This window comes from Chromobacterium sp. Ag138 (genome assembly GCF_055181315.1).
This window is the reverse complement of the sequence record NZ_JBUPWA010000001.1, coordinates 1,287,039-1,299,756: the sequence shown is the minus strand read 5'-3', so window position 1 is coordinate 1,299,756 and position 12,718 is coordinate 1,287,039. Positions and strand designations below refer to the sequence as shown.

9 protein-coding genes are annotated in these 12,718 nt (G+C 67.1%); 8 read left to right on the top strand and 1 reads right to left on the bottom strand.

The window, feature by feature from the left end:
• Positions 1-12 precede the first annotated feature (12 nt).
• From ACY3GB_RS05675 to rfaD, 7 genes are all read left to right on the top strand, one after another.
• The gene (locus tag ACY3GB_RS05675; RefSeq protein ID WP_463087893.1) at positions 13-306 is read left to right on the top strand and encodes a LapA family protein; all 294 of its coding nucleotides are present in this window, start codon (positions 13-15) and stop codon (positions 304-306) included.
• A gap of 57 nt (positions 307-363) precedes the next feature.
• Positions 364-1,521 carry a lipopolysaccharide assembly protein LapB gene (gene lapB / locus ACY3GB_RS05670; RefSeq protein WP_463087892.1) on the top strand — a complete coding sequence of 386 codons (1,158 nt, stop codon included), beginning with the start codon at positions 364-366 and terminating at the stop codon, positions 1,519-1,521.
• A 64-nt stretch (positions 1,522-1,585) separates the two neighbouring features.
• Positions 1,586-2,329, top strand: coding sequence for an orotidine-5'-phosphate decarboxylase (gene pyrF, locus ACY3GB_RS05665; protein WP_463087891.1), 744 nt, complete (start codon positions 1,586-1,588; stop codon positions 2,327-2,329).
• Positions 2,326-3,645 (top strand): UDP-glucose dehydrogenase family protein, encoded by a 1,320-nt coding sequence (locus tag ACY3GB_RS05660; RefSeq protein ID WP_463087890.1) that lies wholly within the window; start codon positions 2,326-2,328, stop codon positions 3,643-3,645. Before pyrF ends, ACY3GB_RS05660 begins: the two co-directional genes overlap by 4 nt.
• An 8-nt stretch (positions 3,646-3,653) precedes the next feature.
• Positions 3,654-4,616, top strand: coding sequence for a D-glycero-beta-D-manno-heptose-7-phosphate kinase (rfaE1, locus tag ACY3GB_RS05655; protein ID WP_367033390.1), 963 nt, complete (start codon positions 3,654-3,656; stop codon positions 4,614-4,616).
• A 16-nt stretch (positions 4,617-4,632) separates the two neighbouring features.
• The gene (locus ACY3GB_RS05650) at positions 4,633-5,223 is read left to right on the top strand and encodes a DUF924 family protein (protein WP_463087889.1); all 591 of its coding nucleotides are present in this window, start codon (positions 4,633-4,635) and stop codon (positions 5,221-5,223) included.
• A gap of 46 nt (positions 5,224-5,269) precedes the next feature.
• Entirely contained in the window at positions 5,270-6,271 is a 1,002-nt protein-coding gene (gene rfaD, locus ACY3GB_RS05645; protein WP_346195861.1) for an ADP-glyceromanno-heptose 6-epimerase, read from the top strand.
• A gap of 56 nt (positions 6,272-6,327) precedes the next feature.
• On the opposite strand, the gene ACY3GB_RS05640 is transcribed toward rfaD, so the two are convergent.
• Entirely contained in the window at positions 6,328-7,098 is a 771-nt protein-coding gene (locus ACY3GB_RS05640; RefSeq protein ID WP_463087888.1) for an FCD domain-containing protein, read from the bottom strand.
• 207 nt (positions 7,099-7,305) lie between these two features.
• On the opposite strand from ACY3GB_RS05640, the gene ACY3GB_RS05635 reads away from it, so the two are divergent.
• The coding region (locus ACY3GB_RS05635) for a DUF6531 domain-containing protein (RefSeq protein ID WP_463087887.1) at positions 7,306-12,718 on the top strand (5,413 nt) is incomplete at its 3' end.

Genomic DNA, 12,718 nt, shown 5'->3' with positions numbered 1-12,718 from the left:
TTGAGCGATCCCATGCGATATTTGTTGCGCATCGTCGAACTGGCCCTGTTGCTGCTGCTGGTCGCCGTCACCGTGCAGAACAGCCACTCAGTCGAATTCAAACTGTTCTTCGGCCAATCATGGTCGGCTCCGTTCATCGTGTTCCTGCTGCTGTTCTTCGTCGTCGGCGCCGTCGTCGGCCTGCTGGCCACCTTCAGCTTCTACCTGAAAACCCGCCGCGAGCTGTCGCAGCTCAAAAAAGAGCTGCGCAACCGGCCGCCCGCCGGCAAGGTGGTGACCGATCCCAGCGACGCCATCGCCGATTGAGCTTGTCTTCACGGGGCATGGCCTTGACCCCGTTCTATCATCCCGAAAGGATTGCTGTTGGAACTTGATTTGTGGTGGCTGCTGCTGTTTCCAGCCTTTTTCGGCCTGGGCTGGTTCGCGGCCCGGGTGGATATGCGCACCGTGCTGAAACAGGCGAAGTCGGTGCCGATTTCCTATTTCCGCGGCCTGGACGCGCTGGTGGAAGACAAGACCGACGTCGCGGCCCAGGCGTTGGCCGAAGTGGCGCGCCAGCAAGGCTCTGCGCTTGAACTGCAGCACATCTTGGGCAAGCTGTACCGCAAGCGCGGCGAGAACGACCGCGCGATCCGCCTGCATCAGCAGATGCTGGACTCCTCCGACCTGCCGGGCGAGCAGCGCGACCTGGTGCGCAACGAGCTGGCGCAGGACTTCCGCAAGGCCGGCCTGGTGGATCGGGCCGAGGAGATTCTGCTCAAGCTCCTGAACGGCAATATGGCGCTGGCGGCGCGCCGTCAGCTGCTGGACATCTATCAGCAGGACCGCGACTGGCAGAAGGCGATCGAGACCGCGCGCGAGCTGCGCAGCGACGCGCATTCGTTCCAGCACGAAGTCGCGCAGTTCTACTGCGAGTTGGCGCAGGGCGAGCTGTACAAGTCCGATCACAGCCAGGCCAGGCAGTACGTGGCCGAGGCGCTGGCGGCCAACCGCAAGTGCGTGCGCGCCAGCCTGATCCTGGGCGACATCGAGTTCGCCGAAGGCAATCTGGAGGCGGCCATCGCCGCCTGGCAGAGTATAGAGAAACAGAATTACGAATACCTGGCGATGGCGGCCGAGCGCCTGTTCGACGCTTATGAAAAGCTGGGTCGTCCGCAGGAGGGCATCGCGCTGCTGCGCGGCTACCAGCGCACCTTCCCGCAATTGGAGCTGACCGACCTCTTGTACCAGAAGATCGCCACTTACGATGGCGAGGCCAAGGCGCTGGACGGCGTGCGCGAAGCGGTGCATGCCCGCCCCAGCCTGGCCGGCGTGTATCGGATGATAGAGGCGCAGATGGACGAGCTGTCGCCGGAAGGGCGGATGGACGCCGAGGTGGCGCGCGCGCTGATCCTCAAGCATTCCCAGCGCCTCAGCGTGCATCGCTGCAAGTGCTGCAACTTCCGCTCGCGCGCCTTCTTCTGGCACTGTCCGGCCTGCGGCGAGTGGGAAAGCTTCACCGCCAACCGTTCGGAAAACTGAATCACTCGGCGCGCGGCCGCTTGAACGGCGCGCGCCGCGGCAATTATAGAATGATGGAGCATCGATGAATCCCCTGATCGCACAGAGCGAAAGCCGGACGACCTCCCCGGTGGTGGTGGCGCTGGACTTCGCCGACGCGGATAGCGCATTGGCTTTCGCCAGCCGCCTGGACCCGGCGGAGTGCCGGCTGAAGGTGGGCAAGGAGCTGTTCACCTCCAGCGGCCGCCATCTGGTCGAGGCGCTGGCCGCGCGCGGTTTCCAGGTTTTCCTGGACATGAAATTCCACGACATCCCCAATACCGTCGCACATGCCTGCAAGGCCGCGGCCGAGTCCGGCGTGTGGATGGTCAACGTCCACGCCTCCGGCGGCCGCCGGATGATGGAGGCCGCGCGCGAGGCGCTGGCCGCTTACAGCCAGCGTCCGCTGCTGATCGCGGTGACGGTGCTGACCAGCATGGAGGCGTCGGATCTGGCCGAGGTGGGTATCGATGTCCCGCCGCAGCAGCACGTGCTGCGCCTGGCCACGCTGACCCGCGATTGCGGCCTGGACGGCGTGGTGTGCTCGGCGCAGGAAGCTTCCATGCTGAAGCAGGCCCTGGGCGGCGATTTCAAGCTGGTGACGCCCGGCATCCGCCTGGCCGACAGCGCCGGCGACGACCAGCGCCGCGTGATGACGCCGACCGCCGCCTTGGCCGCCGGCTCGGACTATCTGGTGATCGGCCGACCGATCACCCGCGCCGCCGACCCGCTGGCCGCGCTGCGCGCCATCAATCAAGACATTTCCGCATTCCTGGGTAAACAATCATGAAAATCACGGTAATTGGCTCGGGCTATGTCGGCCTGGTGACCGGCACCTGCCTGGCCGAGACCGGCTACCACGTCTGCTGCCTGGACGTGGATCCGCGCAAGATCGAAATCCTGCAGAACGGCGGCATCCCCATTTTCGAGCCTGGCCTGGAAGACATGGTGAAGCGCAACGTGGCCGCCGGCCGTTTGCACTTCACCACCGACGTGGCGGCTTCGGTCGCTTTCGGCGAAGTGCAGTTCATCGCCGTCGGCACGCCGCCGGACGAGGACGGCTCCGCCGACCTGCAGTACGTGCTGGCCGCCGCGCGCAATATCGCCCGCCATATGACCGACTACCGCGTGGTGGTGGACAAGTCCACCGTGCCGGTGGGCACCGCGGACAAGGTGCGCGCCGCCATCGCCGACGAGCTGGCGCAGCGCGGCGCCGATCTGCCGTTCAGCGTGGTCTCCAATCCGGAATTCCTGAAGGAAGGCGCGGCGATCGAAGACTTCATGCGGCCCGACCGCGTGGTGATCGGCGCCGACGACGACCGCGCGGCCGAGATCATGCGCCGCCTGTACAAGCCGTTCCAGCGCAGCCACGAGCGCGTGTTGCTGATGGATGTGCGTTCGGCCGAGCTGACCAAGTACGCGGCCAACGCGATGCTGGCCACCCGCATCTCGTTCATGAACGAGCTGGCCAATCTGGCCGAGACCATGGGCGCAGACATCGAGCAGGTCCGCCAGGGGATGGGTTCCGATCCGCGCATCGGCTACCACTTCCTGTATCCGGGCGTCGGCTACGGCGGCTCCTGCTTCCCCAAGGACGTCAAGGCGCTGGTGCAAACCGCCAAGGAGAACGGCCACACGCTGCGCGTGCTGACCGCGGTGGAAGAGGCCAACGACGCGCAGAAGCTGCGCCTGGTCCAGAAAGTGGTTTCCCGTTTCGGCGAGGATCTGTCCGGCCGCCGCCTCGCGCTGTGGGGCCTGGCGTTCAAGCCCAATACCGATGACATGCGCGAGGCGCCCAGCCGCGTGATCGTCGAGGAGCTGACCCGCCGCGGCGCCGAGATCGTCGCTTTCGACCCGGTGGCGGCGCACGAGGCGCAGCGGGTGATGGCCGGCGTCAACGGAGTGGCGTTCGCCGACGACATGATGCAGGCGCTGCAAGGCGCTGACGCGCTGTTGATCGTGACCGAGTGGAAGATGTTCCGCGCGCCGGATTTCGAGGCGATCCGCCGCAGCCTGAAGCAGCCGCTGATCTTCGACGGCCGCAATATGTACGACCCGGCCTGGCTGCGCGAACAAGGCTTCGATTACCACGCCATCGGACGCTGAGGTAAGCCATGAGTCTGATGCAAACCCTGGGACTGAAGCCCGCCGCGCTGGCTTCTTCCCTGGCCAAGGCCAAGGTGTTGGTGGTCGGCGACGTGATGCTGGACCGCTACTGGTTCGGCGACGTGTCGCGCATTTCGCCGGAGGCGCCGGTGCCGGTGGCCAAGATCGGCCGCAGCGAGGAGCGGGCCGGCGGCGCCGCCAATGTGGCGCGCAATATCGCCGGCCTGGGCGGCAAGGCCACCATTTTGTCGGTGGTTGGCGACGACGAGGCGGCGGACGCGCTGGAGAGGCTGTTGAAGGCCGACGGCATCGTCACCTCGTTCAAGCGCGACGCCAACATCGCCACCACGGTGAAGCTGAGAGTGGTGGCGCGCCAGCAGCAGCTGATCCGTCTCGATTTCGAAGACGCGCCCAGCCATGAAATCCTGGCCGGCAAGCTGGAAGAGTTCGCCGACATCGTCGCCGCGCACGATGTGGTGATCCTGTCCGACTACGGCAAGGGCGGCCTGACCCACGTGGCCGAGATGATCCAGCTGGCCCGCGCTGCCGGCAAGCCGGTGTTGATCGATCCCAAGGGCGACGATTACAGCAAGTACGCCGGTGCCACGCTGCTGACGCCCAATCGCAGCGAGTTCCGCCAGGTGGCGGGCGGCTGGAAGGACGAAGCCAGCCTGACCGCCAAGGCGCAGGCGCTGCGCGCCGAGCTGAATCTGGACGCGCTGCTGGTGACGCGCAGCGAAGAGGGCATGACGCTGTTCCGCGCCGACGGCGCGCTGCATCAACCCACTTTCGCGCGCGAGGTTTATGACGTGTCCGGCGCCGGCGATACCGTGATCGGCACGCTGGGGCTGGCATTGGCCGCTGGCCAGCCGCTGCCGGTGGCGATGAACCTGGCCAACGCCGCCGCTGGCGTGGTGGTGGGCAAGCTGGGCACCGCCGTGTGTTCGCAACAGGAACTATTTGCCTTGTAAGCCGGCAGGAGACGCGATGATGAAGCTGACCGCGCAACAAGTTGAAGAGGTGCTGGCCTTCTGGTTCGACGCCAGCGACGATGCGGCCTTGAGCCGGCCGCGCGAGGCCTGGTTCCGCCGCGACGACGCGTTCGACGCCGAGATCCGCCGCCGTTTCCTGCCCTTGTGGCAGGCGTTGGCGGATGGCGAGCTGGCCATCGACGTCGGCGACGCCCGCGCGGCGCTGGCCTGGCTGATCGTGGCCGACCAATTTCCGCGCAACCTGTTCCGCGGAGACGCTCGGGCATTCGCCAGCGACAAGAAAGCGAGAGAGGGCGCGCGGCTGGCCGTTGGCCAGGGGCTGGAGCAGACGCTGCCGCCGGTGGCGCGGGTTTTCTTCTATCTGCCGTTCGAGCATAGCGAGGACATGGCTGACCAGCAGTTGTCGCTGGAGCTCTTTTCCGCGCTGGACGCGGCTTTGCCGGGCTCCAATTATCTGGATTTCGCGCGGCGGCATGAGCGGGTAGTCGCAAAATTCGGCCGTTTTCCGCATCGCAACGCGGCGCTGGGCAGAATCAGCACGCCGGCCGAGCAGTCCTACCTGGCCCAGCCGGGCGCGGGCTACTGAATTTCATCCGGACCCGAGGGTCCGCAGCAGAACTAAGGATCGACATATGACTATCGTCGTCACCGGAGCCGCAGGCTTCATCGGTTCCAACCTGGTCAAGGGTTTGAACCAGCGCGGCATCACCGACATCATCGCCGTAGACAACCTCAGCAACGGCGACAAATTCCACAATCTGGTCGATTGCGAGATTTCGCATTACCTCGACAAGCACGAATTCCTGCACCTGCTGCTGGACGGCGAGTACGAGGGAGAGCTGGCCGCCATTCTGCACCAGGGCGCGTGCTCCGACACGATGAACCACGACGGCAAGTACATGATGGACAACAACTACCAGTACACGCTGGCGTTGTTCGACTACTGCCAGCACGAGGAAATCCAGTTCCTGTATGCGTCCAGCGCCGCCACCTACGGCAAGGGCACAGTGTTCAAGGAAGAGCGCCAGTACGAAGGCCCGCTCAATGTCTACGGCTATTCCAAGTTCCTGTTCGACCAGGTGTTGCGCCAACGGATGAAGGAAGGCCTGTCCGCGCAGGCGGTGGGCTTCCGCTACTTCAACGTCTACGGCCCGCGCGAGCAGCACAAGGGCCGGATGGCCTCGGTGGCTTTCCATCACTTCAACCAGTACCGCGAGCACGGCAAGGTCAAGCTGTTTGGCGGCTGGGATGGCTGGGACAACGGGATGCAGAGCCGCGACTTCGTGTCGGTGGAGGACGTGGTCAAGGTCAACCTGCATTTCCTGGATCATCCGGAGAAGAGCGGTATCTTCAACCTAGGCAGCGGTCGTTCGCAGCCGTTCAATGACGTGGCCGAGGCCACCGTCAATGCCTGCCGCCGCCACGAGGGCAAGCCGGCGCTGACGCTGGCCGAGATGATTGCGCAGGGCATCGTTGAGTACATCGATTTCCCGGACGCGTTGAAGGGCAAGTACCAGAGCTTCACCCAGGCGGATATCGCGCGGTTGCGCGAGGCGGGTTACGGCGAAGCCATGCTGTCGGTGGCCGAGGGCGTGGACCGCTACGTCGATTGGCTGATCAGCCGCCAGGGTTGATCGTCTGGACAATGATAAAAGCCACGCCGTCACCAGACGGCGCGGCTTTTGTCGTTTCAGCGTCCGGCGTTTTCCTGCGCCAGCCGCATGCGGGCCCGGGCATCGCGTTCGGCCAGCAGCATCTGGCTTTGCAGCGTGTCGGTGACAAAGTCGATATGCCGCTCCGCCGCCAATTGCGCGGCGTCGGGCTGGCGGTCGCGGATAGCCTGCCAGATCGCCAGATGCTGCTCGCGCAGCGCCTCCGCCACTTCGCCGACGGCGAACAGATTGGCGATATTGTCCTTTACATGCCGCTGCAGCATGGCCAGCAGGCTGCCGGACAGGTGGGCGAACAGCACATTGTGGGAGGCTTCGGCCACCGCCTGATGGAACTCGACGTCGGCCTGCGCCTGCTCGGCCAGATCGCCGCCGCGATAGGCTTGCTGCAGCCGGTCCATGCAGCGCCGCAGCCGCTCCACGTCGGCTGGTGTCGCCCGGCTGGCGGCGCAGCGCGCCACAGTGCCTTCCAGCACGCGGCGGAATTCCAGCAGATCGCCATGCAGTTCCTCGTGCTGGTTCAGCAGCTTTTCCCAGGGGTCGGAAAACGCCGTTTCCAGCCTGTCTGTCACCCAGGTGCCGCCGCCCTGGCGGCTGGACAACAGGCCGCGCGACGCCAGTTGCTGGATCGCCTCGCGCAGCGACGGCCGCGACACGCCGAACTCCTCGGCCAATTGCCTTTCCGGAGGCAGCCGGTCGCCTGGCTTGAGCACGCCGTCGAGTATGCGTTTTTCCAGTTGCTGCACGATCATGTCGGACAGCTTGGGCAGGTTTACTTTGGGGTAGGCCATGTAGAAGAGTGGTTGGTCTGACCGAATAATTGAGCATAACACGCAGGGCGCTGCCTGATGCCGATTTCCCTGACTCGCGAAATTGGCTTAAGCATGATTAAAAGGCATTAGTCAAGGAAGAAAAAATATTTTCGCTTTTCGCTAAACTTTCGCCGCAAACCCAGGATAAGGCTGTTCGACATAACAGACTTTTGATGGGGTGGCGGTATGGTTGCAGTGGTAGCGGGAACGGGACTGGGTCTGCGCAATGGATCACTGGCGGCGCTGGGCGCGCCAGGCCAGCTGGGCGCGGCGGCGTTCGGTCGCGGCGGCGAGCGGGTCTACGTCAACGCCGGCAACGGCAACCTGATCCTGCAGCACCAGGACGAGTTCCTGGCCGGCGGCCTGCCGCTGGGCCTGATCCGCACCTACAACAGCCAGGGCCAGGGCGGGGACGCCGGCAACTGGCGGCTGGGCTACAGCCGCCAGCTGAGCGCCCTGTCCGGCGCGCTGAACACGGCGGGCAGCAGCGTCCACCGTATCGCCGAGGACGGCAGCGACACCCTGTACGCCTATGACGCCGGGCGCGGGCTGTATGTGTCGCAGCGCAGCGATGGCGGCGCCGACGACACCTTGCGCGGCGACGCGCAAGGCTGGACCTGGACCGACGGCGCCAGCCAGGCGCAGGAGCGCTACGACGCTGGCGGCCGGCTGCAGCAAACCCGGGACCGGGACGGCCAGACGGTGGACGTCGGCTACGACGGCGCCGGCCGCATCGTCAGCCTGAAGCGCGCCGGCGGCGAAGCATTGTTTGTCGACTACGACGCCCAGGGCCAGCTCAGCCAGCTGCGCACGGTGTACCTGAAGGACGGCCAGAGCCAGACGCTGACCCGCACCCGCTACGGCTATGACGCCCAGGGCCGTTTGAGCAGCGTCGCCACCGATCTCACGCCCGACGACAACAGCGTGGCCGACGGCCAGGTCTACACCACCCGCTATCTCTACGACGGCGCCAGCCGCCGGGTGGCCAGCCTGCAGCAGAGCGACGGCAGCCGGCTGGACTTCACTTACGTCCAGGTCGGGGCCGACTACCGGATCCAGACCGTCAGCGACGTGCGCGACGGCCAGACGCTGACCACCCGCTTCGACTACGACGCCGGCGGCGGCCGCACCACCGTCACCGACGCCGCCAACCAGGCGACCCAGCTCGAGTACGACAACGGCCAACTGCGGCGCGTCGCCGGCGGCGGGGTGGAGCAGCGCTTCGCCTACGACAGCCACGCCCGGGTCAGCGACGTCACCGACGGCCGCGGCCAGACCACCCACTACGACTACGACGCCGCCGGCAACCGCGTCGGCGCGCGCGACGCGCAGCAACGCCAGACTACCCGGCGCTACAACGCGCAGAACCAGCTCGTCAGCGAAACCGTCGCCGGCGTCGGCACCAGCCGCCGCCTCTACGACGCCAGCGGCCTGCGCCTGCGCTTCAGCATCAGCGCCGAAGGCCGGGTGGTGGAGCGCCGCTACGACGCCCAGGGCCGGGAAGTGAGCCGGCTGGCCTACCAGGGCGGCATCGCCGGCGCCGACGACACGACCGGCGAAGCCGACCTGCAAGCCTGGGCCGCCAAGCAGGACCCCAGCCGCATCGAACGGCTGGACACCGCCTACGACCTGCGCGGGCTGGCGGCGCAGACCACCCGCTACGCCGCGCTGGACGCCCAGGGCAACGGCGTGGCCGATGGCCGGCAAATCGTCACCCGCTACGTCTACGACGCCGCCGGCAATCTGCTGCAACAACTGGACGGCAGCGGCGCGGTGCGCGCCAGCTACCTGTACGACGGCCTCAACCGCGTGCTGCGCGCGGTGGACGGCAATCAGGTCGCCACCGTCACCGTCTACAACGACGCCCAGCGCCAGACCCGGGTCAGCCTCAGCAACGGCCTCACCACCGTCAGCAGCTACGACGCCGCCGGCCAGCTGATCGGCGCGCTGCAGCAGGATGCCGGCGGGGCGTTGGGCACGGCCAGCACCCGCTACAACGCCCAGGGCCTGCCGGTGAAGCTGACCGACGCCAACGGCGCCGTCACCTATCTGGTTTACGACGGCCTGGGCCGCAAGGTGGGCCAGATCGACAACGAAGGCGGCGTCACCGAATGGCGCTACAACGGCAACGGCCAGGTCACCGCGACGCTGCGCTACGCCAACCGGGTGAAGCTGGCGGCGCTGGCCGGCGACCCGGCGACGCTGCAACTGGCCGATCTGCGCCCGGCGGCCGACCCGGCGGGTGACCGCGTCGACTACCGGCTGTACGACAGCCTGGGCCGGCTCATCCAGACGATCGACGCCGAAGGCGGGGTCACCCGCCACCAGTACGACGCCGGCGACCGGCTCAGCGCCAGCACCCGCTACGCCAACCGGCTGTCCGCCGACCGTCTGGCGGCGCTGGCGCAGGCCAGCGGCGAACCGAACCCCGACGACGCCGCCAACCAGCCGGCGGCCGATCCGGCCAACGACCGCGTCAGCCGCGCCTTCTACGACGCCGATGGTCTGCTGCTCGGCCAGCTGGACGGCGAGGGCTACCTGACCGAAACCCGCTACGACGGCGCCGGCCACGCCGTCGACACCCTCCGCTACGCCGCGCGCGCCAACGCCGGCGACACCCTGGCGGCCATCCGTCCGGCCGCCAGCGCCGCCGACCAGCGCACGCGAACCCTGCACGACGGCGAAGGCCGCGTCGTCGGCCAAGTCGACGCCGAAGGCTACCTGACCGAGACCCTGTACGACAGCCAGGGCCGGGTCGCCCAGACCCTGCGCTACGCCCAGCGCGCCAACGCCGGCGACAGCCTGGCCCAGCTGCGTCCGGCGGCCGACCGCAACGACCGCAAGACGCTGCGGCAATACGACGACGCCGGCCAACTGATCCGCGAAGAGACGCAACCTAGCGGCCTGGTGACCACCTACCAATACGACGCGCAAGGCCATCTCACCGCCACCACCCGCAGCGCCGGCGCCGACAGCCGCAGCCAGCTGAGCCGCTACGACAGCCAGGGCCGGGCGATCCAGACCCTGGGCGGCGAAGGCGCGCAGGCGCTGGCCGCCCTCGGCAATGCCGCCACGGCGGCGCAGATCGACGCCGTCTGGTCGCGCTGGGGCACCCGCCACTACTACAACGCCGGCGGCCAACGCCTCGCCAGCCTGAGCCCCGACGGCCAGGGCGGCGCCGGCCGCCGCACCCTGTACTACTACGACGGCGCAGGACGGCTCAGCCACACCCTCAACAGCCTGGGCGAAGTCAGCGAAATCCGCTACAACGCCTTCGGCGAAGCCATCGACAGCCGCCGCTACGCCACCCGGCTGAGCGCCGAGCAGTTGGCCCGCCTCAACGGCGGCGCCCGCAACGACCTGGGGACCCTGGTCTCCGGTGTGCAGACCGTCGCCGACAGCGTCGAAACCAGCCAGTACAACCGCCTGGGCCAACGCGTCGCCGCCGGCGACAGCCTGAGCGCGGAGCGCGAGCGCTGGGACTACAACGCCTTCGGCGACGCCATCGGCCACCGGCTGCGGCTGGACGCCAACCGCAGCGCGCTGCAACGCAGCGCCTACGACCGCCGCGGCCTGGCCGTCGGCCAGACCGCCGACGCCGAAGGCCTGGGTTTGAGCACCCAGGCCCGCTACGACGCCTTCGGCCGGCTCACCGACAGCATCGACGCCAACGGCAACGTCCGCCATGTCGACTACGACAAGCTCGGCCGGCAGCTCGCCGCGCGCGACCCGCAAGGCGGCAGCCAAACCACCGCCTACGACGCCTTCGGCCGCACGCTGAGCCACACCGACGCGCTCGGCCACGTCACCGCCACCGTCTACGACGACGCCGCCGGCACGGTGACGATCACCCAGCCGGGCGGCATCCAGACCGTCAGCCAGCAGAACGCCTACGGCGAAACCGTCCAGCTGACCGACCCGCTGGGCCACGTCACCACCTACCAATACAACCGCGACGGCCAGCTGCTGTCCACCACCACCCCGGCCGGCGCGACCCGCAGCGGCTACGACAGCGCCGGCCAACTGGCCATCAGCACCGACATCCGCGGCGTCAAGACCGCCTACCAATACGACGCCGCCGGGCGCGCGCTCAGCCGCACCGTCGACCCCGACGGCCTGAAGCTGACCACGCAAACCCGTTACGACGCCCAGGGCCGCGTATTGCGGCAGACCGAGCCGGGCGGGCGGGTCACCGAAAGCCGCTACGACGCCAATGGCCGGCTGCAAGCCGTCATCGTCGACCCGGACGGGCTCAAGCTGACCACCGCCTACGACTACGACGCCCAGGGTCGGAAAGTGCGGGTCACCGAAGCGGCCGGCACCGCCCAGGCCAAAGTCACCGAATACGAATACGACGGCGCCGGGCGGCGCGTTCGCGAGACGGTCGATCCGCAGAAGCTGAGCCTGAGCACGCGCTACAGTTACGACGGCAACGGCAACGTCACCGCCAAGACCGACGCGGCGGGCCAGGTCATGCGCTATGTGTACGACGGCAACGACCGGCTGTACTACAGCATCGACCCGCTGGGGCAGGTGACGGAGCAGCGCTACGACGCGGCGGGGCATGTCACTGCCAGCGTGCGTTACGCGACGGCGATCAAGCTGGACGGATTAGACCAGGCGTCGAAGCTGTCGGATGTTGAGGCCCGGCTGAGCGCGACGGCGCAGGACCAGATTACGCGCACGGTGTACGACGCGGCGGGCCGTCAGAGCTACGTGGTGAACGCCGCCGGCGCGGTGACGCAGTATGAGTACGACGCGGCGGGCAATGTCACCGCCAGGCGCGAACTGGCCAACACTGTGCCGAACGGCGGCGGGGTGAAGATCAAGAACAAAGATGGCCAATGGCACGCCATCTCCAAAAATCTGAGCAATTTCAAAGTCGGCGACGTGGTAACTGCGACCGTGCGCTTCAAGGCGCCGGTGGGGTTGATTGGCCAGATGCAGCTCGGTAATCCCCTGTCTGCCTTTGACAACGCCGTCGTAGTGGCGCAGCCCGGCAATGGCGGGTGGCAGACGCTGACGTTGACGCATCAGATGACGGGTCATGATGACACTATGTTGGTGTACCTCTACAACATGGTGGGCCAGAGCGACGCAAATGCGGGCGTGGTGTATGACAATCTGCGCGTCAGCAGCGTGCAGCGCGGAGAGGTGTTGTCGGAAACCTTCACGCATTTTGATGGCGTGACTCAGGGTTGGGATGTTAGCGCGGATATCCAGGAGGAGCAGAGCACGCTGTCGCAAGTGGGTAGCCAGGAGCAGCTGGCGGCCTTCCTGCCGACGCTGCAGGATTCGGCGCGCGATCGGGTCACGCGTTACGTTTACGACGCGGCGGGCCGGCAGCGTTACAGCGTAGATCCGTTGGGGCAAGTGACGGAGCGCAAGTACGATGCCGCCGGACAAGTGGTAGAAGAGAAACGCTACGATCAAAGCGTGTCGCTGTCGGCGCAGCCGAGCGAGGCGGAACTGCAGGCTGCGCTGGCGCCCAGCCGCTCACTCGATCTGGCCGGCAGCAGCGGCACGGCCGGGGTGATGGAGAACGGCCAGCTGAAGCTGATCGGCAAACCGGAAGCCGGCGGCTCCTGGGCGGGGATGA

What these genes read in the sequence shown, in the direction of transcription:
- ACY3GB_RS05640 (WP_463087888.1), bottom strand. Translation starts at nt 7,098, where the DNA reads ATGGCCTACCCCAAAGTAAACCTGCCCAAGCTGTCCGACATGATCGTG.
- ACY3GB_RS05660 (WP_463087890.1), top strand. Translation starts at nt 2,326, where the DNA reads ATGAAAATCACGGTAATTGGCTCGGGCTATGTCGGCCTGGTGACCGGC.
- pyrF (WP_463087891.1), top strand. Translation starts at nt 1,586, where the DNA reads ATGAATCCCCTGATCGCACAGAGCGAAAGCCGGACGACCTCCCCGGTG.
- rfaD (WP_346195861.1), top strand. Translation starts at nt 5,270, where the DNA reads ATGACTATCGTCGTCACCGGAGCCGCAGGCTTCATCGGTTCCAACCTG.
- rfaE1 (WP_367033390.1), top strand. Translation starts at nt 3,654, where the DNA reads ATGAGTCTGATGCAAACCCTGGGACTGAAGCCCGCCGCGCTGGCTTCT.
- ACY3GB_RS05650 (WP_463087889.1), top strand. Translation starts at nt 4,633, where the DNA reads ATGATGAAGCTGACCGCGCAACAAGTTGAAGAGGTGCTGGCCTTCTGG.
- ACY3GB_RS05675 (WP_463087893.1), top strand. Translation starts at nt 13, where the DNA reads ATGCGATATTTGTTGCGCATCGTCGAACTGGCCCTGTTGCTGCTGCTG.